Origin of the sequence: Akkermansia muciniphila, assembly GCF_018709685.1 — a bacterium.
GTDB lineage: Bacteria > Verrucomicrobiota > Verrucomicrobiia > Verrucomicrobiales > Akkermansiaceae > Akkermansia > Akkermansia muciniphila_E.
Genome location: NZ_JABDHQ010000002.1, coordinates 82,147 through 103,839, shown reverse-complemented (window position 1 = coordinate 103,839; position 21,693 = coordinate 82,147). Strand labels below are relative to the sequence as shown.

General features: G+C 59.3%; 20 protein-coding genes. 8 read left to right on the top strand and 12 right to left on the bottom strand.

Going from position 1 to position 21,693, the window contains the following annotated elements; all coding sequences use genetic code 11:
• Positions 1–98 precede the first annotated feature (98 nt).
• Both HHJ06_RS01950 and HHJ06_RS01945 read left to right on the top strand, forming a co-directional pair.
• Complete coding sequence (locus HHJ06_RS01950; protein WP_215427107.1) at positions 99–1,625, top strand: sigma-54 interaction domain-containing protein; 1,527 nt, start codon at positions 99–101, stop codon at positions 1,623–1,625.
• On the top strand, positions 1,622–2,515 hold the full coding sequence (locus HHJ06_RS01945; RefSeq protein ID WP_215427106.1) for a phytoene/squalene synthase family protein: 894 nt from the start codon (positions 1,622–1,624) through the stop codon (positions 2,513–2,515). The genes HHJ06_RS01950 and HHJ06_RS01945 overlap by 4 nt, the downstream gene beginning before the upstream one ends.
• A 1-nt stretch (position 2,516) precedes the next feature.
• On the opposite strand, the gene HHJ06_RS01940 is transcribed toward HHJ06_RS01945, so the two are convergent.
• From HHJ06_RS01940 to HHJ06_RS01930, 3 genes are all read right to left on the bottom strand, one after another.
• Positions 2,517–4,100: a glycoside hydrolase family 75 protein gene (locus tag HHJ06_RS01940; RefSeq protein WP_215427105.1), complete on the bottom strand. Its 1,584-nt coding sequence runs from the start codon at positions 4,098–4,100 to the stop codon at positions 2,517–2,519.
• Positions 4,097–4,942, bottom strand: a complete 846-nt coding sequence (locus HHJ06_RS01935) for an SDR family NAD(P)-dependent oxidoreductase (protein ID WP_251841375.1) — start codon at positions 4,940–4,942, stop codon at positions 4,097–4,099. Before HHJ06_RS01935 ends, HHJ06_RS01940 begins: the two co-directional genes overlap by 4 nt.
• A 303-nt stretch (positions 4,943–5,245) precedes the next feature.
• The gene (locus HHJ06_RS01930) at positions 5,246–5,668 is read right to left on the bottom strand and encodes a DUF6941 family protein (RefSeq protein WP_022397736.1); all 423 of its coding nucleotides are present in this window, start codon (positions 5,666–5,668) and stop codon (positions 5,246–5,248) included.
• Positions 5,669–5,858: 190 nt separating this feature from the next.
• On the opposite strand from HHJ06_RS01930, the gene HHJ06_RS01925 reads away from it, so the two are divergent.
• Positions 5,859–9,395, top strand: coding sequence for an ATP-binding cassette domain-containing protein (locus tag HHJ06_RS01925; protein WP_215427104.1), 3,537 nt, complete (start codon positions 5,859–5,861; stop codon positions 9,393–9,395).
• A gap of 125 nt (positions 9,396–9,520) precedes the next feature.
• A complete protein-coding gene (locus HHJ06_RS01920) occupies positions 9,521–10,045 on the top strand; it encodes a hypothetical protein (RefSeq protein WP_215427103.1) in 525 nt (174 codons plus the stop codon).
• Positions 10,046–10,264: 219 nt separating this feature from the next.
• On the opposite strand, the gene HHJ06_RS01915 is transcribed toward HHJ06_RS01920, so the two are convergent.
• The 5 genes from HHJ06_RS01915 to HHJ06_RS01895 all read right to left on the bottom strand — a co-directional run bounded on the left by HHJ06_RS01915 (position 10,265) and on the right by HHJ06_RS01895 (position 14,390).
• Positions 10,265–10,801 (bottom strand): hypothetical protein, encoded by a 537-nt coding sequence (locus tag HHJ06_RS01915; RefSeq protein ID WP_215427102.1) that lies wholly within the window; start codon positions 10,799–10,801, stop codon positions 10,265–10,267.
• Positions 10,802–10,922: 121 nt separating this feature from the next.
• On the bottom strand, positions 10,923–12,065 hold the full coding sequence (locus HHJ06_RS01910) for an FtsX-like permease family protein (RefSeq protein WP_215427101.1): 1,143 nt from the start codon (positions 12,063–12,065) through the stop codon (positions 10,923–10,925).
• Positions 12,028–12,660, bottom strand: coding sequence for an ATP-binding cassette domain-containing protein (locus tag HHJ06_RS01905; protein ID WP_215427100.1), 633 nt, complete (start codon positions 12,658–12,660; stop codon positions 12,028–12,030). The genes HHJ06_RS01910 and HHJ06_RS01905 overlap by 38 nt, the downstream gene beginning before the upstream one ends.
• Complete coding sequence (locus HHJ06_RS01900) at positions 12,657–13,781, bottom strand: hypothetical protein (RefSeq protein ID WP_215427099.1); 1,125 nt, start codon at positions 13,779–13,781, stop codon at positions 12,657–12,659. The genes HHJ06_RS01905 and HHJ06_RS01900 overlap by 4 nt, the downstream gene beginning before the upstream one ends.
• Positions 13,782–13,784: 3 nt before the next feature.
• On the bottom strand, positions 13,785–14,390 hold the full coding sequence (locus tag HHJ06_RS01895) for a hypothetical protein (RefSeq protein WP_102711770.1): 606 nt from the start codon (positions 14,388–14,390) through the stop codon (positions 13,785–13,787).
• A 151-nt stretch (positions 14,391–14,541) separates the two neighbouring features.
• Between HHJ06_RS01895 and HHJ06_RS01890 the strand changes: the two genes are divergently transcribed.
• Complete coding sequence (locus HHJ06_RS01890) at positions 14,542–15,831, top strand: hypothetical protein (RefSeq protein WP_215427098.1); 1,290 nt, start codon at positions 14,542–14,544, stop codon at positions 15,829–15,831.
• A gap of 88 nt (positions 15,832–15,919) precedes the next feature.
• A complete protein-coding gene (locus tag HHJ06_RS01885) occupies positions 15,920–16,873 on the top strand; it encodes a hypothetical protein (protein WP_215427097.1) in 954 nt (317 codons plus the stop codon).
• Between the two features lie 87 nt (positions 16,874–16,960).
• Here HHJ06_RS01885 and HHJ06_RS01880 read toward each other — a convergent pair whose 3' ends face one another.
• The 4 genes from HHJ06_RS01880 to menB form a co-directional block, all read right to left on the bottom strand.
• Positions 16,961–17,185, bottom strand: a complete 225-nt coding sequence (locus HHJ06_RS01880) for a hypothetical protein (protein WP_215427096.1) — start codon at positions 17,183–17,185, stop codon at positions 16,961–16,963.
• Positions 17,182–17,760 carry a zeta toxin family protein gene (locus tag HHJ06_RS01875; protein WP_215427095.1) on the bottom strand — a complete coding sequence of 193 codons (579 nt, stop codon included), beginning with the start codon at positions 17,758–17,760 and terminating at the stop codon, positions 17,182–17,184. Before HHJ06_RS01875 ends, HHJ06_RS01880 begins: the two co-directional genes overlap by 4 nt.
• A gap of 67 nt (positions 17,761–17,827) precedes the next feature.
• Complete coding sequence (locus HHJ06_RS01870) at positions 17,828–18,658, bottom strand: hypothetical protein (RefSeq protein WP_215427094.1); 831 nt, start codon at positions 18,656–18,658, stop codon at positions 17,828–17,830.
• Between the two features lie 13 nt (positions 18,659–18,671).
• Entirely contained in the window at positions 18,672–19,496 is an 825-nt protein-coding gene (gene menB, locus HHJ06_RS01865) for a 1,4-dihydroxy-2-naphthoyl-CoA synthase (RefSeq protein WP_215427093.1), read from the bottom strand.
• A gap of 208 nt (positions 19,497–19,704) precedes the next feature.
• Between menB and HHJ06_RS01860 the strand changes: the two genes are divergently transcribed.
• The gene (locus tag HHJ06_RS01860; RefSeq protein WP_215427092.1) at positions 19,705–20,781 is read left to right on the top strand and encodes an AAA family ATPase; all 1,077 of its coding nucleotides are present in this window, start codon (positions 19,705–19,707) and stop codon (positions 20,779–20,781) included.
• Complete coding sequence (locus HHJ06_RS01855) at positions 20,771–21,568, top strand: hypothetical protein (protein WP_215427091.1); 798 nt, start codon at positions 20,771–20,773, stop codon at positions 21,566–21,568. Before HHJ06_RS01860 ends, HHJ06_RS01855 begins: the two co-directional genes overlap by 11 nt.
• Positions 21,569–21,693: the final 125 nt, after the last annotated feature.

Genomic DNA, 21,693 nt, shown 5'->3' with positions numbered 1-21,693 from the left:
TTTCCTTGCCTTCCTTCCGTGCCCCGTCGTCCCGGTGCAGGAAAAAGTAGTTGGTCTGGCAAGGCCGTACGGTTACTATTCGCCCAGCCCCTGACTGCATGAATGGAATAAACAAGTCCCCTGATTTGGAAATGGTCGTGCTGCGGGAAATCAGCTCCGCCATCGTCAATGAACGCAATGGCACGGCTCTGCTGCAGCATATCCTGGACGTTCTTTACCGCCGCATGAAGATGCTGCGCGGCACCTTCACCATCCGCCGCGGGAATGATCTGATGATTGAAGCGTCCCACGGGCTGGACGAGCAGGAGATGAAACGCGGCCATTACCGCGTAGGGGAGGGGATTACGGGCCATGTGGCTGAAACGGGGCTTCCCCATGTGATTGAAGATATTTCACAGGATTCCAGATTCCTGAACCGTACCCGCACGCGCAAGAGCGGGGAAAAAGTGGCGTTCATCTGCGTGCCCATTATTCATTTGCAGCAGGTGATCGGCACCCTGAGCATTGACCGCCCCGTGGACCGGAACACGGATCTGGAGCGGGACCAGAAGCTGCTGGAAATTGTGGGCAACATTGTGGGGGACGCGCTGGCGGCCAGCCTTCAGGCGCGTGAGGAACGGGCGGCCCTGATGGCGGAAAACGAGAAACTGCGCCAGCTTTTAACCACCAATCCGGGAGAGCTGATCGGCAACTGCCGCCCCATGCTCCAGGTGTATGAACAGATCCGCCAGGTGGCGCCCAGCGACGCCACAGTGCTGATCCGGGGAAGTTCCGGAACGGGGAAGGAGCTGGTGGCCCGTGCCGTGGTGAACCTGAGCGGCAGGAAGGACAAGCCCCTGGTCACGCTGAACTGTGCGGCCATGCCGGAGAACCTGCTGGAGAGCGAGCTGTTCGGCCATGAAAAGGGCTCTTTCACCGGAGCGACTGCACGCCGCATCGGCCGGGCGGAGGCGGCGGACGGAGGAACCCTGTTTCTGGATGAAATCGGGGACTTGAGCCTTCAAATGCAGGTGAAGCTGCTGCGCTTCCTCCAGGAAAAAACGTTTTCCCGCGTGGGGAGCAACCGGGAGCTTCATTCCGACGTGCGTTTCATTGCCGCCACCAGCCGCAATCTGGAAGAGCTAATGGCGGAGAACAAATTCCGGGAAGACCTGTACTACCGCCTGAACATCTTCCCCATCGTCATGCCGGACCTTGCCAAGCGCAAGGGAGACATCATGCTGCTGGCGGAGCACTTCCTTTCCAAGTTCAACCTGAAATACGGGAAGGACATCAAGCGGCTGTCCACCCCCGCCATCAACATGCTCATGGCCTACCACTGGCCCGGCAATGTGCGGGAGCTGGAAAACTGCATGGAGCGTGCCGTCATCACGGCGCAGGAGGACTGCATTTACGGCTACAACCTGCCCGCCTCCCTGCAAATGCCCAGCAATGAAGCCCCGCATGCCCGTGACGGGGAGGACCATGCGGATTTGCCCACCATGGTGGACTCCTTTGAGCGGGAGCTGATCGTCGCCGCGCTGAAACGCTCGCCGGGCAACATGTCTGCGGCGGCGCGGGAACTGGGCGTCTCCCCCCGGGTGCTCCATTATAAGATGCACAGGCTGGGAATTCAAAAACCATGAAAGGCCTCCATCAGCTTCTGTCCGCCGTTTCCCGGTCCTTTTACCTGAGCATGCGCTTTCTGCCGCGGGAAATGCGCCCCGGCGTGGCCGTGGGCTATCTGCTGGCGCGCGCTACGGATACGGTGGCTGATACCGTGGACATGGATTCCGGAGAGCGCCTGGCCCTGCTGAAGATGATGGGGGAGACGGTGGCCGGGGACGCCTCCCGGGAGACTGCCTCCACCTGCTTTGGCCAGTTGGGCGTTCTTTCCACCGTGCAGGCGCACCGGGGGGAGGCGGAACTTCTGGCCCGTTTCCCGGAATGCCTGGCGCTGCTGGAGGCCCTTTCTCCGCGTGAACAGATGCTGGTGCGGCAGGTGCTGTGCACCATCGTGGAGGGGCAGGCGTGGGATTTGGAATATTTTGAAGGGAACTCTTCCGTCTCCTGCCCGGAACAGCTTGAACATTATGCCTACATGGTGGCCGGCTGCGTGGGGGAATTCTGGACCAGGCTGGGCCTGCTGGTGCTGGGCGCGGGGTTCAGCACGCAGCCGGAAGACCAGCTCCTGCGCTGGGGCGCGCACTACGGCATGGGGCTTCAGCTTGTGAACATCCTCCGTGACCGGGAGGAGGACCTTTCCCGCGGAAGGAGCTACCTGCCTGCCGCCGATGCGGGCCCATGGCTGGACCGCGCGGAACGCTGGCTGAAGGAAGGCGTGTTTTATGCGGAATCCCTGCGGAACGGGCGGCTGCGTTTTTCCACCGTGCTTCCCGCATGGCTGGGGCTGGATACGCTGGAACTGCTCCGGCGCCCGCAACAGCCCGGGGCCGGAAAGGTGAAGATCACGCGCGGCGCCGTTTATTCCCGTATGTGGAAGGCCTTCCTCTTTTCCTGGAAGGAAGCCCTGTAGGCTACGGGCCGGTTTTGGAAGGAGCTGCGGAGGGGGGCGTTTCCTTAAGAGGGGCCGGAGCCGGATTTTCCGCGGGCTTGTCCGCCGGGTCATCCGTCTTCTCCTGATCCTTCGCGGGCGTTTCCGCAGCATTGCCGGTTCCGGGTTTGGGCGCGGGGGGAGCAGGCGGAGGCTTGGGGGCGAGCAGGTCTTCCCACTGGTGGAGCTTGAAGCCTTTTCCCGTGCCGCCGATGTCATTGAGCAGCTCCTGGCATTTGGCCGTAAGTTTGGCGTAGTCGGGCGGACCGGCCTCCGGCTCCGCGGAGCCGGGGAAGATCAGGTAGCTGACCACCAGGTCGGAGACGGGGCGGCTGTACGGGCCTGCCTTGGGATTGATCTCCTTGCTCAGGCGCAGGGAGCCTTCCCCCGTCTTGTAGCGCGGTCCGGCGTCTCCCACCAGGGCCGGGTACAGTTTGTCCCCCACGATGACGACGGCGTAATCCCCGAATTGCGGGGAGAAGGAGGAGGATTGGTTGACCACGCCCAGCGGCACCACGATGAACGGATCGTATTCCGAGATCAGGAAGCTGTACCGCTTCAATTCCTCAATGACCCGTTCCGCATGGTCTATCTTGCGGCGCAGGGCCGCCTTTTCCGCCGCGGGGGCTTTTTCCAGCGTCTTCTTGTAGCCGGCCAGCCGCTGCTGCCAGGGCTTGAGGAGGGGATTGGGCTTGTCCGTGCGTTTCTTCCAGCGGTAGGAGGTGCTGGGCTGGTAGAAGGAGCTCTTCAGGATTTTATCCGGCATGGAGGACAGGCGGTCCCCGTCCGAGCCGTCTGAAACTACGTCCATTTCACTCTGGAGCCAGAGAAGCTTTCTGCCCGTGTCCGGATGGGTGGTTTCCAGGATTGTTTCCGTATCGTAATAATTATGGCGGTCCAGCAGTTTGAGCAGGGAGGCCAGGTTCTTGCGGATTTCCGTCTGCTTGCGCACGTAAATCTGCCCGTAATAGGGGGAGACGCGCGCCTGGTTGAACAGGATGGGGAGACCGGGAAGCATGGCTTCCAGCTTGGGGTTGATCTTCAGGATGTCCTCCTTCCTCGTCAGGGCCTTGGGCTGTTTGACGTTCAGGGTAAGGGTCATTTGGTAATTGCTCTTGGTCTCCCTGTCTTTGGAGGCCAGGGTTCCGGGCTGGAAATTGACCTGCGTTTTCAGGTTCAGCCCGCGCGCCAGCTCGTAAATATTCGTCATGGCTCCTTCCGCGGGCCTGGTGGGGAGGACGGGCGGGAAGGGGGGGTACTGCACCGGAGGCAGGGCGATGGTGCGCTCCGGCTCCCAGGGGGTGGCCAGCCGTGAATCCTCCTGATCCCTGGCGGAGGCGGGGGGGACGGAAGGGGCGGGTTCTTCCTGGCCCGGTTGTTCCGCAGGGCGCGATTCATGCGGCGGGTAGGCGTCAGAGCCCGTTTCCCGTTCCGGTTCTCCGTTCAGGGCGCGGATGATCTGGGCCGGGTACGGCGTGAACAGGGAGGCCGCCATGGCGGCCAGGCAGATGCAGACTGCAAGCTTGAACCAAGTGAGGCGGGGAATTCCGCGGCGGTGGGCTTTCATGATGCTGAAGAGGGGTGGTTATTGGGGGAAGGCAGGACTTTCCGGGGACGCCTGCCCATGAAAAAGCGGATCAGCGCCAGCGGGGCGCTCCCCAGCAGCAGGGCGGCCAGCCGTATTTTCATGCCGGGGAATACGCGGGCGCGCCCGCGGGACAGGGCGCGCAGACTGTCTTTCACAACGGTTTCAACGGACGTGTCAAAGGCGTTCCGGCCCGGCATCATGTTTCCCGTAAAGCCGGGGCGGCGCGCCGCTTTTCCAAAACCCGTGGAAACCGGGCCGGGGCACACGGCCAGCACGCGGATGCCGTGCTCGCGCAGTTCCAGGCGCAGCGCTTCCGACAGGCTGGACACGTAGGCCTTGGTGGCCGCGTAAACGGCAAAATCCGGAATAGGCAGCAGGGCCCCCAGGGAGCTGATATTGATGATGTCCCCGCCGTTCTGTTTCATGCCGGGAATCAGGGCATGGCACAGGCGGGTAAGGCTCTCCACGTTCAGGCGGAGCAGGGCGCGTATTTTTTCCCAGCGCCCGTCTGCAAACTCCCCGTAATCCCCGGCTCCCGCGTTGTTGATCAGCAGGGTTCTGCCGGGCGGCAGGCCCTCCAGACGGGAAACGAGCGTGTCCAGGGAAGCTTCATCCGCCAGGTCGCACGGCAGTACGGAGGCGCGCAGGCCGGGATGGCGTTCTTCCAGGGCAGCGGCAAGCCGGCGCAAGGCGTCTTCCCTGCGGGCGATGAGCACCAGTTCCCCCGCATGAGGAGCCAGTGTTCCGGCAAAGGCCTCCCCGAAGCCGGACGAGGCGCCCGTGATGATAATCCTGTCGTACTGGAAGCGTGGGGTTTGCATGGTTTGTCGGAGCTGTCCGTATCATGGTCAATCCCCCGGGAGACCGCAATGAAAAAGGGCGTTGCGGAACGTAAAAAGAGGGACGGAATGCACGGCATGGAACCCGGAGGGTGGGTGCGCGTGAAGGGTGGACCATCCCCTTGTTCCCGGCAGCGTGGCCATCAGGAGGGAGGAGGGAATGAGGTATTAGCGGCGGGGTGAAGCGGCCTCCCCCCGTTTGGGAAGCTGCTTTTTCTCCCCCATTACCCCAATAAAAAACCGCCTGCCGGAATCCGGAAGGCGGTTTGATGAAAAGGAATGGACTTAAGCCTGGGGAGCTTCTTCCTGCACCTGCACCACGCGGAAAGGCACGCGGGAGGCCAGTTCGCCGTCAACCGTGAGGTCGATGGAGTAGTTGCCCGGCTTTTCAAAACGCAGGCCCTGGAAGTTCATGATCAGGTTGCGGGTGAAGAAGGAAGCGCCTTCCGGGAAAGCGGGCACCGGGAAATTGATCTTGATGGGCATGCGTTCCTTGTCCAGCGGCGTGCCGTCGGCGTCAACGATGCTCAGGCCCAGTTCGTGGGTGCCTTCGTCTTCAGGGGTGAGGCAGATGCGGAGGGCCACGGCGCAGACGGGGTGGACGACCGGGAACTGACGGGCGACCAGGGAGTCAAAACCGCCCTGGATGCAAAGCTTGCCCTGATAGTCGGCGGCGAAGTCACAAAGAGTAGAAACTAAGATATCCATGTTGTGATAATGTTATGTATTTGGCTCGCTTTCTCATGGAAAGCATGAACATTGGACAGAACTATACTTCCTCCCGACCTATTGCAAGATAAAGGTGTAGAAAATATTGTCATTTCTCCGTGAAATTCCGGTTGCGCTTGAGGTGGGCCCGGAATCCCTGTACTACTGTTCCTGCAACGCGTTCCCTGGCATGATCCGATGGTTTTTCGACATACCCTCCAAGCTGATTCACTGGAGGCTGAACCTGGTCAGGACGCTGGGCGCCTATGTGCCGTGGCTGCGCCGGGACGACGGCTCCATGAAGGTTCACGCCGGGACGCTGGTGGACCTGTTTGCCACCATTCTGAGCGGACGCCGCCATTTGAGCGCCCGCGACGCGGACGCCGCGCTGGACATTCTGCGCTATACCTTTCCGGAAGTGGAGCACCGCTGGCTTTCCAACCGTTTTGAACGGTCCATGCGGGCCAATCTGACGGTGGCGGACGTGCTGGCTTCCGCCGCCTCCGGCAGGGATGAAACGGAGCGCATGGCGATTGCGCTGGAAGTGCTCTCCCTGCTCATCAATACGGGAGATCCACGGATGATCGGGGAGCTGTTTGACCAGGTGACGTACGGCCTGGAACTGCCGGGCACGGCGAACCTCTTGAGGCAGCTTCTGATGACGCCGGACGTGGAGGCGCAGGAACCGGCTTACAGCGTCGGTTTTTCCGCGGGCATTGGCGCGGAGGTTTCCCTGCCGGAGCAGGACAAGGGCATCTCCTTCCGCCTGATCCGGTGCTCCCGCCTGGTGCTGGTGGTGAATGACGGCTCCAAACCGATTGTGGTGCGCGGGCGCCATCTGGCTCCCGGCGGGGTGATGCCCCTGACCAACGGGCAGGTGGTTCTTCTGCCGTCCGGCCCCCTGAGCTTTGAGGACTTTGCGTTTTTCCTGGACTGCAAGCGCTCCGGCAAGCAGGAGGTTTGTTACATTTCCCTGGACAACGGGGCGCTGCAAATCAGCCGGGTACGCTCACGGGCCAGTGAGGTGCGCGTGAACATGGGGCTGGCGTGCGAGGTGGAGGTGCTGAGGCCGGAAGTGGAATTCATGGTGGACGGGAGGCGGCTGTACCCCGGTGAAAATGTGCGCATGGCCTATTATTCCTCCTTCACGCTGGACGGGGAGGGGCCTTTCTCCATGGGAGAGGTGCAGAATTCCATGTCGGACATCGGGCGGCGCTTCCGCCTGGACCCCGGAACCCGCAAGCTGCGCGTGACCAACCTGCCGGAAAAGGCGCGCAAGGGGGACATGCTGCTGACGCCGGGACTGGCCTCCGGCGTGGTGCTGGAAGTGTCCTTTTCCAGCGCTACCAATTCCGGCTGGCTGGAAGTGGTGGAGGCCTCCATGCCGCTGCTGCTTAATGGAAGGCCGGTGAGGGGGAGGGTATCCCTGCGTGACGGGGACGTGGTTCACCTGAACGCGTACCACGCGCTGCGCTGCCGTTTTTCCGCCGGGGTGCTGGATGAAGAATACCACGCCATCAGAACCCTCAGCGTGGAGGGCGTGACCAAGGAGTTCATGCGCTCCGGGCGCGTGCTGGACAACATTGACCTGACCGTGAAGCGCGGGGAGATGGTGTGCATCCTGGGCCCCAGCGGGTCCGGGAAAAGCACCCTGCTGTCCATGCTGGCCGGGCACCTGCCGCCCACGCGGGGCTGCATCCGCTACAACAACCAGCTTCTGTACAGCGCTCCGGACCTGATCCGGCCCTACATCGCCTTTATTCCGCGGGAGGACATTCTGGATGCGGCCATGAGCGTTTCCGAGCACATCGCGCAGGCTACCATCATCCGCCGGCCCCGCCTCACGCGGTCGGAACGCGTCCGCCGCGTGAACGCCATCCTGAAATTCCTGGGGCTGACGCACATCGCCTCCCGCCGCGTGGGTGAGATGAATGCGCGCACCATCTCCGACGGGGAGCGCACGCGCCTGAACCTGGGACTGGACCTGGCGGGCATTGCGGACGTTTTCCTGCTGGACGAACCCATCAGCGGCCTTTCCACCTCCGACGCCAAGCTGGTCATGCAGACCATGCAGAACATGAGCCGCGACAAGATGGTGATAGCCACCATGCACCGGCCCAGCACGGCCATCCTGAACCAGTTCCAGAAGGTGCTGGTGCTGGACCACGGCGGCCAGATGGCCTACTGGGGGGACGTGCCGGGCATGATGCGGTATTTCCGGAAGGCGGCCGTGGACATGGCCATTGACGTTTCCGAGGAGGCGCGGACCGCCGGCGGCGCGGATTACGTGTTTGAAGTGCTGGAGGCGCCCCTTTCCTGGCATGACCGCCGCAGGCGGCAGCATCCGCGTCTGTGGCAGGAACGCTTTGAAGGCTACCGGTTCCGCAACGTGATGGGGCACCACCATGAGGGGGGCGCCCCCAGGACCCTATATGAAGGCACGCTGGAATTTCCGCCTGCCCCCAGGCGCAGCGTGATGCAGTTGTGGCGCCTGTTCCGCATCTGGGCCGTGCGCACCTTCCTGGGCCGGGTGCGGAGCCGCATGGGGCTGTACACCATGCTGCTGGAAGGCCCGGTGCTGGCCCTGCTGATTTCCCTGACCCTGCGCGCCTCCTCCAGCCCGGAATACACCTTCGCCACCGCCCTCCACATTCCCTCCTACCTGTTCCTGGCGATCATCGTGGCGATGTTCTTCGGCCTCACGGGGGCGGCCAGCGAAGTGCTCAAGGACCGCGCCCTGCTCAAGCGCGAGGGGAACGCCAAGGTATTCGTGACCGGGTATGTGCTTGCCAAGGCGCTGGTGCTTACGGGGCTTTCCGCCGTGCAGTCCGCCCTCTTCCTGTGGGTGGGGAACGCTATCCTGGAAATCCATGAAATGTTCCTGATCTATCTGGGAACCATGACCCTGACGGCCTTCATCGGCGTGAGCCTGTCCCTGCTGGTCTCCGTCTTCGCCAAGACGGAGCGGGCGGCGCTCAACATGGTGCCGCTGTTGCTCATTCCCCAGATTCTGATGGCCGGGGCCATTGTCCGCTTTGATGAAATGAACCAGTTCATTCCGTGGTCCGCCCACCGTACGGATGAACACGGGCGCCTCAAGCCGGGCCGCGTTCCGCTGGTGGCGGAATTCTGCCCCCTGCGCTACTCCTTTGAAATGATGGTGGTGGACCAGGCCTCCAAAAACGTCTGGGAACGGGAACGTGAAACCATTCAGGAAAAGGTGGACGAGCTCAAGGCGCAGCCCCATCTCAATAACCGGGAGTTTGAGGAATTCAAGCTGCTCAAGATGGCGCTCCTCCACATTGCCGCCATTGGCGCGGATGATCCGGAACAGGCCAAGGCCGCGGTCCGCCAGGTCCGGAGAGCGGCGGTCAACGGCTATGAGAAGAACTACAGGCAGGTGATTGCCGGACTGGAACAGCAGGGGAAGGGCAAGCCCTCCGTCAAATCCTTTTACGTCAATGACCGCATTGTGATGCTGGATGAATCCGCGGAAATCCAGCGCGTCAGCCGGGATACGCTGGACCGTCCGGAAATTTTCCTGGCGCGCCGGCAGCCCCTGCCGTGGGGCAATACCGGAAAGGCTCCGGACGACCCCGGTTACAGCGCGGATGAAGGCACGGTGCCCACCCCTTGGAAGGATTCCCTGATCCTGTTCCTGATGGGGGTTGTTCCCCTCTTCATTACGGGGCGCGTGCTCAAGCGGCGCCTGGAAAAAGCCAGGTAAAAAGGTGCGCCTGTCCGGGCCTGGTTCCATGGCTGGGCGTGTGTGTTTTAAGGGCGGAATCTTTTGGGAGGATTTTTGTTGACGGTAGCTATGGCACTGTTAAACTCTGCCCAATACTTCTTTTTATGGACACCAAACATCTTCTCTTTTCCAGTGTTTCTGTTCTTGGCGCTGCTCTCTCCCTGGCGTTGTCCGGCTGTGGTGGTGGAGGCAGTTCCGAAACCATGGTGACGCTGCCTTCCGATCTTGATATGGCTTTTTCCCTGACGGGAACGCGCGACCTGGTTTTCAAGGTGAATGATTTTTCCAACAACTTTTTCTGCACCATTTATGATAACGGATGGCGGGAAGACAGTGGTACAGGCAATGACGACACTGCCGCAAATCTGACCAGCCAGTACCAGGTGTACGGGTATAATGCCGAATCTAAAACCATCCAGAGCCTTACGCTGATCTGGAAGGAAGTCATTCCGAATACCGGTTACAAATACGAAAACAACCTGACGATGACTGAAATCAAGCTTCCGACGGGAGGAAAGGGCCAGGGAACGGTTGGCCCCTGGAACGGCTCCATGTATAACTGGGGCGCAGGAGATGGTAATATGTCTGCCGTGAGCGGAGCTTCCGGGGTGGTGACGTACGCCAACTGAGTAAAAATATTCAATTCCTGGTCTGTAGACGCAGACTGATCGTAACGGGAGCATCTTATGATGCCCCCGTTCTTTTATGTCCGGCGCGGACTTCGAGTAGGAATATTTTTGGCGGAAGGATGCAGAGGCCGCGGAGTCTCAGGCCGATAAAAAAGGAGCTGTTCCGGATGATACGGGACAGCTCCTTTCAGTGTTAAGCTAATTTGGAAAGGGTATCTCCTAGTTTGCAGTGACGGAATTGGCGTCCGTAATCGTGATCGTGGAGGGCGCCACGGCTGCATTGTTGGCAAAGGGGTTGGGAGCAGCGACGAACTCGGCGGCTGCCTGGGGAATATTGATGATGCAGTCTCCTTCCGCATGTGTTCCCTTGTTGCCGTATTTCAGTTCGTTCCAGGTCAGGTGAATGTTGTAGGAGTTCAGGACGAGACCCCCGTTGCCCAGAAGGTCCGTGCGTTTTTTAACCGTATAGTAAATTTTCAGGGATGCCGTGTCTTCTCCCGTTTTCTGATAAAAATAGGACGTATAGCCGCCATTGCTGATGTTTCCCGTAGAACTTGTCAGGGTGCCCGTCATCACGGAGGAGGGATTCATCACAAAGCCGCCTACGCCGGTTTCCGCCAGCGCCGTCTGGGCCGCTTCAGGCAAATTGCCCGTTTGAATAATGACGTTGTAGACTTTGCCGACCAGGGATTCTCCTGTCTGTCCGTTGCCGCTGCTGCTGCCGCCGCAGGAGGAGAGCCCTGCACCGATGAGCATGGAAAAAACGGAAGCGCGGAGAATGGGAAAAGATTTGGGTTCCATAGAAGAATGATTATGACAAATGCTAGCAGATTCCTTACGGTCGTCAACAGGAAACCTCCCCGTCCGCGGTTTTTTGCTATTTGAGCACCTTGCCGATCTGCCGGTTGGCGGAAACGATAATGGGGATGGAGGAAACCAGTACGCAGATGAAGAGGGAAATGCCCAGGAGGGTAAGGTCCGGCATGATGTCCTGGAGGGAGAGTGAGGTGTTCTGAAGCTTGAAGAATTCCCCCAGCACGATTTTCTGCGTTTTCATGAAGCAGAAAACGGCTGCGATGAAAGCGCCTCCCACCAGGAAGATGTTTTCCATAATGAAGTTGAGGACCAGGAACACCGGGCGCACGCCGAAGCTTTTCATCAGGGTGTACACGTATTCGTTCTGCTGGAATTCCATGGAGGCCAGGGCCGTGAGCAGAATCCCCACGATCACGGCGATGCCGATGGAAAAGGCGGCGCGGCATTCCGCCTGGTTGCCCATCAGGATATCCAGCCTGCGCAGGATGGGGGCGGTGCTGCGGATGGAAGTAAAGCGCTGGTCCAGGCGGACCAGGTTGCCCAGGGTGGTTTCAATGCCGGAGATCAGGACCGAGGTCATTTCCGTGGCCTGGATGATGTAAATGGTGGTTCCGCTCCCGGCGCGGAGCCCCTGTGAGGAAAACGTCCCCGCCGGAACGATGATCAGCCCCTGCGGAAAGACCTTTCCCAGAACATGGTGTTCCGGCAGATGGCAGGCATGGATGGGAAAGGAGAACTGGTTCATCTGAATGGTGCGCGGCCCTTCCTGTTCCAGCTCCTGCTTGAGCCCGAAAAGCAGCAGCCGGGGATGGCGGTCAATGGGCAGGCCCTTCAGTTGCGCATACGCGGCGATGTCATATTCCACAATCTGGTAATTGCTTTTTCCCATCGTGGCGGAGGCCACCTGTTTCAAGGCCAGCACATTGCAGGGATGGAGCAGGGGGAGGCGCTGCTGGATGAGGGTTTCCAGGGGAGGCTTGCCGTCGGGGTTCACGTCGTAGGCGATGATGAGGTCGCCCCCGCTTTGCCGTATTTCATCCTGGAGCAGCTTGGTGGAAAGCACGTAATTGGCCAGGAAGGACAGGGCGCACAGGGAAAGGAAAAAAGAAACCAGAACGCGGGAAAGCGGACTGGCCGGCCGTTCCTTCCAGCGGTGCAGCGTATCCTTAAAGAGATACAGGAGCGTTAAAATCAATGATTTCATGGGCTATATCCAGCAGCCGGGAGTCGTGCGTGCTGACAATGCAGATTTTATCAGCCGTTTGGGTGGCAATGAGGTCCTTGATGATGCCGGTGTTGGTATCGTCAAGTCCTGAAGTGGGTTCATCCAGCAGGAGGATGGAGGAGTCTTTCATCAGGGTTCTGGCCAGGGCCGCGCGCTGGGCCTGCCCCCCGGAGAGCGTGCCCGCCTTCTTGTGGCGCAGGCTGTCCAGGCCAAGCTGTTCAATCAGCCGGGAGGCCCGGTCCTTCCATTCCCTTTTAGGGAGCATGGCCATTTCCGCGCATAGCTGGAGATTGCGCTCCACGCTGGCCAGGGGCAGCAGGTTGATTCCCTGGAACATGTAGCTGACTTCCTTCCTGCGGTACTTGGTATTGGAGAGGGGAACGCCGTGCGGAGTGATGATGTGCCCCGAACGGATGCGGAGATAACCGGCCAGGATTTTGAGCAGCGTGGTTTTCCCGCAGCCGGAATATCCCTTCAGGATGGTGATGCCGGAACGGAAGGTGTGGGAATAATTGTCAAAAATCAGGCTTCCTTTCGCGTAGCCGAAACAGACAGCCTCACAAACCAGTTTCATTTTTTGCGGGCGATCAGTTGGCTTTCCCCTTCCAGGATCAGTTCATACTCCGGATGGACCGCTTCCAGAAGTTCCTGCCAGGAAGCGCTGGTTTTGGCCGCCGGAGAGGAAGCCAGGGCCATCTTGTCCAGGAGGATAACCGGCGTGTTGGGGACGTAGTACAGCCGGGCGGTGCAGTTGGAACCGATCATGCCGTGGGCGGCATCATGCTGCGCGGGCGGGAGTTTGAAGAAATACGCCAGGATGTTGCCTCCGGTGGACGGGTTTTTCTCCACCCTCTTGTGGGAAAAAACTCCGGACATGGAGCCTCCGCTGGCCAGGGGGATATCCACGCGCAGGGTAGCCGGGTCCAGGCGTGTCAGGTCCGGATTGGAGATGGAAACGGTAATATAGTAGGCGGAATCGTCGCAGACGGTGGCGATGGGGGTGGAAGGTTCCAGATAGACGGCCTGCGCCTCGTCCGCGGGCAGGGTGAACTGGTATTGCAGCCTGCCGTCAAAGGGCATGCGGAGCACGTAATTTTCCTCCTCCTTTTCAAAGTCCCGGCGGGGCTTGATGTCGATGAGCTCCAGTTCCTTCTCCGCCAGGGAGATTTTTTCCTTGAGGGATTGGATGGCTTCCTTGTCCGAGGGGTTTTTCTTGTCGTGCCAGCGTTTTTCCTCCGGCGTCAGTCCCGCATAAAAATTGATTTCCTCCAGTTGTTTCCGGAGGGCCACGATTTCATCCCTCTTGGCCGTCTTGTCCTTCAATATCTGGATTTCAAGCTCCCTCCGCTTGAGTTCCATATCCTCCTCGTTCACGGTGGCGATGATGGCCCCTTTCTGTTCCCGGTCCCGGTCCGGCAGCCAGTTGTTGACATGGCCGACAGCGGGCATGACGAAGGTCCTGATGCGTTCAGGCGTGATCTGGGCCTGCATCTGCATGATGAAGACGCGGACATCCGGCACGGTCTCCGGTTCCGGCGCCTCCTGGGCGGGAGCCGGGGCAGGGGCCGCAACAGGTTCTTCAGCCTGGACGAAGGCTGAAAAGCAAAAAAAGGCCGCTGTCCCCGCGATCCATCCTGCCAAGGCGGAGAATCCGGAAGGAACGCGGCCCGTTGAACGGTGGATTTTCAATCTCACGGGTTATTTGCCGACGAAATCCGCAGACGGATAAATGGTCACCTTGCCTCCGTCCAGCAGGGTTTCTCCCGTATCGAATACGCCGGGATTGGAAGAGTTGTCATTGCCTTGGAGCCTGAGGCGGTATTTGGCGGAGCCGGTGACGATTTTGTTGTAGGGATCGTCTGCCGTGTCAAAGGTCAGGTTGCTGCTGATGGACATCTGCACGATGCCGTAGCTCTGAATCGGGCCGGGGAGCGTGATGACGTTGGTGGAAAGAGTGGCGCTGGTGGAGAGGGAGCCTGAAGTGCCGTTTCTGCGGAAGATGACTACCGTGGGATTGCCGTTCCCCGAACCGCCTCCGGAGGTGGGAATGCTGGTGGTCGTATTGTTGAACAGGAGCGGCATGGTATCCGTGCCGGTTCCGGTGGCGAAAAGGGAGAAAGCGTGATGCAGGGGATCGGCATCGGGGGAGGTTTCATATTCCGGATTGGAGGAAAGCACAAGAACCTGACCCACGCCCAGCTGGGCGGACCCGTCGGTTGAACTGCCGCCGCAGGAAATGAAACCAATGGCTACAGCAGTAAGGGAGAGAAAAGCAATGGTACGGTTGCGGGACGAAGTGGTCATAAGAATATTGAACTTTGAAACAAGCTATCTGTTTTTGCCGTACCCGTCAATCATGAAATTCTTTCGGCCTCCTGAGGCTGTGCGGTGAAGTTCCCGGCATGCTTTATGGCTTGACTTTTGGAAGGGCGCCGTAAAAATCCCCGGAAGATTTATGGCTTCTCCATTACACCCGGCCGGTGCGGTTCCGCTGCCGATGACTGCCGTCCGGCAGTGGCTGAGCGTAAGTTTCCTGTGCTTTCTCCTGCTGCTCACGGCATCATGTTCCGTGAACCGCCACATGGAGGAGAAGACAAGGGAGATGATGAAGCAGATTGATGCGGAACCCCATTGGAACCAGTTGCCGGAACGCACCATCTCCTGGAGTGCCGCCATGAAGATGATGATGGACAATAATCTGGAGCTGAGGGAAGCCCAGCTTAACCTCCAGCAGGCGGAATGGTCCGTGAAGAGGGTGTTTACGCAGATTATTCCCGGCGTTAACCTGGATCTGATGATGACCCGGGACATCAGCGGGTTGTCCAGCATGAGCGCACGGGATCTGGAATACCATACCAATATTCTGTTCAACATGCCGTCCCTCACCCAGGTCCCCTTTGACTATTATTCCGCCAAGGCATCCGTTTATGCCTCCAGGAACATGCTGGAAATGAAAAAAAGGGAGCTGGTTTCCCAGCTTTACCGCCAGGTGCTTTTATATGATAACGCCCTGCGTTCCCGCCAGAATGCCCTGGACAGCATCCCCTTTGACGATGACGGAACCCAGCGCGCCAAGGTGGACCGGGAATGGGAAAATACCAGAAGGGACATCTCCAAGGCGTTTGTCGCGCTGTTCGGGGACATGAGCGCCCGGTGGTTTGTGGCCCCCTCCTCCATGCCGCGCATCAGTTGGGCCGCTTACCGCAAGGCCAGCCGCAAGCTGGATTTCCTGGTGGTCTCCATCATGGCGATGGAGCTGGAAGCCTCCCGCCTGAGCGTGCTGAATGTCAAGATGCGCTTCTTCCCGTCCATGGACATCAATTTTTACAGCCCCTCCCTCTTCTCCGGATCGGGCGGCACTTATTCCGGTTTCTTTGCCGGATCAGGCGACATGCAGGTGAACATGAGCCTGAAGGAACAGCTGGATACGCGCCTGGACATCTGGAACCAGTACCGGAATGCGCGGGAGAACCATAAGATTCTGGAGAAGAAGATGCGCCTGCGCCTGGTGGAGCGCCGGGAAAAGGTGGAGGCGCTGATCAAGAGCCGTGATGAATTTGAAAGCTGGCAGTCCTATTACCGGAAGAAGGCCGCGTTCCTGAAAAAGCGCCTGGCGCTTTCCGGGGAGGAATACCTGCAGCAGCGCAAGGATCTTCAGACGATTTACCATGATCTTGATTCCGAGGCCGCCAAGAATGCGGAAGTGGAAGCCGCGCTCATCATGGAGTACGGCTGGCTGAAATAAGGGGAAAGGCGGTGCGGCGGCGCGGTCCTGTGTGACTGCGGGGGCTTCCTTTCTTGATGCCTTCAAAGGCTTGTGTTACGGTCCGGATATGCAAAAAGTTCGGCAGCCTGTGGGCATGGCGTTGATGATTCTGGCTTTTCTGGCCGCCATTTACGGGACGTTCCCGTGGGGAATGGTCCTGGGCTCCCTGTTGTTCCTGCTGGGGGTGGCCGTGGCGGTCAGCCGTTTTTCCGCCGTTGTCTGGTCGTGGTGCCTGTTTGCACTGGGGATTTACCTGGCCGCGCCTTTCATCTGGATGTGGAATCCGGACTATTTCTTCAGCCGTCCGTTTGATGTCCTGCTGATCAGCGGCTGCCTGGTGGGCAGCCTGGTTCTGCTCACGGTCCGTTTTGCCGTGGTTCCCGTGCTGTGGCCTAAAATCGTGCGCCATTTTGTCAAGGGAGGCCCTACGCTGGAGGACCTGGCCCCGGAAAAGGGAAAAACGGTGGCGGAACTCCGGAACGGCATTGAACACAGGCAGGTGAACTTTCTGTTCGGGCATGCGGATGAGGAACTTGTGGAGAAATGGGGGAAAATAGCCCAGGGCATCGCGGCGCTTTCCAAAAGCCGCAGGCGGCTGACGGCGTGGGTAGTGGTTGTCCTGCTGGTCTGGCCTGTGGCCGTATTCTTCCTTTCCGGGGGGATGGGCGGCGCGCTGGAACGGGACATTGACCGCATGTGGGAAACGCGTCCGTTCCGGAATAGCATGGTGGTTTCCAGCCCCGCGGCCATGAATGCGGCAAGGCGCGTGTTCAGGGATGACCGCGCCCTGCGGGGACTGACGATGGAGCAGGCGCGCGCCTGGTTGAAAACGGACCGCAGGAATGCCGCTTTCAAGCTGGGCAAGCCGCGGTATGATTTTGAAAAGGATGAAACCGTAATGGTGCTTTCAGATGGGCGGGACTCCATCCGCCTGGTGGCCGTCTTCAATGACGCCGGGCAGATTATCCATTCCTGGCCGGAAGAATACATGACCCTGATGGTCAGGGATATGGAGAAATAGTCTTTTCTGTAATATACCTCTGAAGGAGGAAAGTACTTGAGGCGCAAGACTGAGATTTGAAAGACCGGACGCCTTCAGAGTATTAGGTTACCGGTGGCAGGCGCTATCAGGGGGGGCAGTTTCTCCCGGGTTTTGAGCAGGAGTGGAAGCTTGCAAGGCTTCTGATGCGAGCATCCGCACCGTTTTTCCGTTGCGAAAGACAATGACGTATTGTCCCAACCTGCTTTTTTTCTCCATCTCTTTTTTTACCGCCCTGTGAAGAGCCCGCAACCCTCGTTTTGCCGTTTCTGACAGATGTGGATGATGGTTCATGGACAGGTTTTCTGTTGAATGCTTTTATACAGGGGTGCATTGATGACTTCAATCTTTCCTCTTGCCATGGTGAAAATGAGGGGATGATTTACGTCTGAATTATCGTAGCACATTACTTCATTGCATATGGGGAGATAATTGAATAAATTGCGCAGGCTTTTATCATAGCGTCTTAAAATGGCCTTATGAGGAATGTCATGCCCTCCCTGAGCTACACGTTCCTGCACGCGTAAAGCGGAAAATTGTGCATTCGGTATCCAGAGATAATGAAGAATCACATGCCAGCCGTCTTTTCTCCACTGGTTGATTTTTTGCAGATAGGAAGAGCCCGAAAGAGTAGTTTCAAAACAGAAGCTCTCTTTTTGTTTCAGATGCCTTTTCAATTCTTCCAAAAACAATTTCCCTGCCTTGACCTGGACCGATTGCGGAGCAAGAGGCGAAAGGCCCTGGGCGATCATGTCCGCGTTGATAAATGCCCGGCAATTTGTTTCATGCATCAGGTAATCCAAGGCAAACGTAGTTTTTCCTGCTCCATTCGGACCTGCGACGATATGGCATTGTGGCGTCTTTTTCACCTGATAAATGGTTCGGGGTGGAATAACGGCTTAATATTATCTTTGAACTTGATGCATGCCTCCGCATTCACAGCGTGCGCTTTTGCGGGGGAGTCAGGTCCAGCCTTCCTTCGCTGATGTGGATGCCCATGCCGCTTTCCTCAATCATGTGGATGAGCGGCAAGTAGGCCTGGAGCAGGTTTTCAAACGCGGGAAGGAGAAAGATCATGTACCCCTGGGGAACGGAAAGCCTGCCGATGGTTCCCCCCACATGGATGCCGCCCGGCAGGGTTTCGTCATTGTAGAATTCAAAACGCGTCTGCACTGCCATGTAGTTGTGCGGGTCCATGGACTGGAAGGGCGTCAGGAACAGGGAAATTGTCTGGCGGGAGTCGATGCCCGTGTAACGTTCTATGATGATTTCCATGCAGCCTTCCCCAATCGTGCCGTCCGGCTGCTCCTTGCCGCCGTGAAGCCGGATGCCTACGGCAGGATTGGTGGCGAAGATGGCCAGGGCCCCGTGCTGCTGGGGGTGGACGGAGGAGGCGAGGTAGCGGTTGATGTCTTCTTCCGAGAAGGAGACGGAGGCGTCCCGGCTGATGGCCTGTTTCAGGATTTTGGGAATGTCCGGGGCATTCTCCTTCTGGCGGAAGCCGGGGAGCTCCGCCGTATTCTGCGGACGCCAGGAGGAGTAAACCAGCCAGGAAATAGCCGCCAGAATAGCTATGGTGAAAAGGAAGATAAGATTGCCGATCAGGGAGAAGGGTGTTTTTTCACGGACGGGTTTTTCTTCCCTGGCCTGTTCCTCCGGATCGTAGAAATGTTCCACGATGTTCTCATGGTCCGGCAGGTCGTGCAGGGGTTCCCTGCTGGCGGAGTCGTTCCTGGGGGCGCCTTCGTTGTCGGAGGGGGTGGGCATGGTGCAGAGGGGGTTACGGGAGCCTGGGGAATTTGGAGAAATCCGGGGCGCGCTTTTCCACGAAGGCGTTTTTGCCTTCCTTGGCTTCCTCGCTCATGTAATAGAGCAGGGTGGCGTTGCCGGCCAGGTCCAGCAGGCCCATTTGCCCGTCGCAGTCCGCGTTCAGGGAGGCCTTCAGGCAACGGAGCGCCAGGGGGCTGTGCTGGAGCATCTGGCGGCACCAGGAGAGGGTTTCCTCTTCCAGCTTTTCCAGCGGAACCACGGTGTTGACCAGGCCCATGTCCAGCGCCTGCTGCGCATCGTACTGGCGGCACAGGTACCAGATTTCCCGCGCTTTTTTCTGCCCCACGATGCGCGCCAGGTAGGAGGAGCCGAGCCCTCCGTCAAAGGAGCCCACCTTGGGCCCGGTCTGGCCGAATTTGGCGTTGTCCGCGGCGATGGTGAGGTCACAGACGACGTGGAGCACATGGCCTCCGCCGATGGCATAGCCTGCCACCATGGCGACGACGGGCTTGGGCATGGTGCGGATGGTGCGTTGCACGTCCAGGATGTTCAGGCGGGGTACGCCGTCTTCACCGATGTAGCCGGCGTTTCCGCGCACCTTCTGGTCCCCCCCGGAACAGAAGGCGTCCGGGCCTTCCCCGGTCAGGATGACCACGCCCACCTTGGGGTCTTCATGAGCGGCGTTGAGGGCATTGAGCATTTCATGCACGGTCTGGGGGCGGAAAGCGTTGCGGACATGGGGGCGGTTGATCGTGATTTTCGCGATGCTGCCGTCGTCCGTTGTCTCATACTTGATATCCGTATATTCCCTGGCGGTGGTCCATGATGCGCTCATGTGGACTACTTTAATAAGGCGCCCGTCAATGGGAAGCTTAAAGTGTGCCGTGTCCGGGTCTGAACGGGGAAATGCAGGGAATGGGAGGCGAATGCTTTTTTGCCGCGTCTTCCGGGAGAAGCGCATGGCGGGCGGCGTTTTTTTTGTGACGGAAACTGGCGGCATTTGTAATTTACGGCATGCGCTTCTGTGCTACATTGGGAACGGTATGATACATGACCTACTGGTGAGCGGCGTGACGGTGTTTCCCGGGAGCGAACATTTTGAGTTTGTTCCGGGAATCAATGTGGTGGTGGGCGGCAATGATTCCGGCAAGAGCCATCTGCTGAAGCTGTGCTATACCGTGGCCAAATGGAGCGCGGACGGGGGCAGGAAGTCCCTGCCGGAGAAGTGGGCGGAGGAGCAGAGGCTCCGGAAGGACCTGATGCGGGTGTTTGCGTCCCGCGGCCTGGCCGGACTGACCGCCCGGAACCGCGGCAACGCCCACGCCCATGTGGAGGCCTCCATGGAAGGGGAAGGCGTGCCGGAGGGCATGGGGAACCTGGTGTTTGATTTCAAGGCCGGGCATGAGGAGGAGGGGCTGACCATTCAGGAGATGCCCCTGCGCTTCCTGAACGTGCCGGTGGTGTTCCTGGCGGCGCGGGAGGTGCTGACCATTTATCCCAGTTTCGTGCAGGTGGGAAGCAGGTTTCCCGAGTTTCTGGACGGCGGAAGCTGGGACCTCTGCCGCTACCTGGATGCGGATGCGGCGGCGCAGCCCATCAGCACGGACGCCGGGCGCGTGGTCGCCAGGCTGGAAAAGATCATCGGCGGGCAGGTGGTGAAGCGTGATGGGCGGTTTTTCCTTCAGCGCCCCGGCCAGGAGCCCATTGAGATGAGCCTGGTGGCGGAAGGCTTCAAAAGGCTGGGCACGCTGAGCTACCTGATCCGTAACGGGTCCGTGAAGAGAGGCTCCGTGCTGTTCTGGGATGAGCCGGAAATGAACCTGAACGCCTCCCATCTGCCCGTGCTGGTGAAAACCCTGACGGGGCTTGCCAAAACGGGGGTGCAGGTGATTCTGTCCTCCCACAGCCTGTTCCTGCTGCGGGAGCTGATGATTCAGTTGTCCGAGCCGCGCAACGCGATGGTGCAGAGGAAGTTTTTCGGGATGAGCGTTCCGCGGGGAGACCGCTCCGGGGTAAGGGTGTCCTGGGGGGAATCCCTGGAGGATGTGGGGCCTATCGAGTCTCTTGAAGCGGAAATCGAGCAGGCGGACAGGTACTTGAAGCTGAGCTATGAGTCATAAGCCGTCAGAAGCTCATTACGTGGAGGGAGTCCACCGTTTCTGGATCGATGAAGGCTACATCGTGTGCCGCATTGAGTGCTCGGACTATTATTCCCGGCAGGCGCAGAATTTCTGCGGAGGATGCAAGGAGATGGACTTCCTGCTGTACCATCCGGGCCGCCGGGACCTGTGGCTGGTGGAGGTGAAGGATTACCGCTTTGACGCCCGGCCCAAGGTGGGGGAACTGGTCTGCGCCCTGAGCCGCAAGGTCAGGGATACGCTGTTCCTGCTCCGGGCCGCTTCCGTAGCCGCTCCGGATGAAGAGCCGGCGGAGGGAGTCTCCCTGAGGGATTTTTCCATCCTGGCCTCGGAGGCGGAAACGCTTCACCTGGCTTTTCTCCTGGAAATGGGCATGGGCGGCGTCTGGACGGACGGCGGCTTGCTGGCGAACGTCAAGAATCTGCTGGTGGCCTCCATGCGTTTTCTGGACGCGGAGCTGATCTGCGCGCCCATCACGTATCCCCACCGCATCGGCCCCTGGCGCGTGACGTCAGCCCATGGGGAGGTAAGCAAGCGGGTGGAAATCCGCCGGGCCAGGAAATTGGCGGAGATTCAGGAACAGCGGCGCCGGGAAAGGCTGGAAGCCCAGGAAGAACACGCGTGGAGGGAAAAAGGCCGGGAGGGGAAGGGCTTTCACGCGGCCAAGGCGGAGGGGAAGGTGCCCCAGTGGAAACTGCGCCTCCAGCAGCGCATGAACGGGGAAACCGCCAATCACGAGGGACGACGCAGAAAAAGGAAACGGGACTGACTCCCGCGCTGTCTATTGCCTCATTGCCGGAAGGCCCTTCTGCGCCCGGAACCGTCTGGCGCCTTCCTGCGCCGGCTGTATGGCATGTCTCGGAAAAAAGTTTTATTTTACAAGGACTCGCGTAT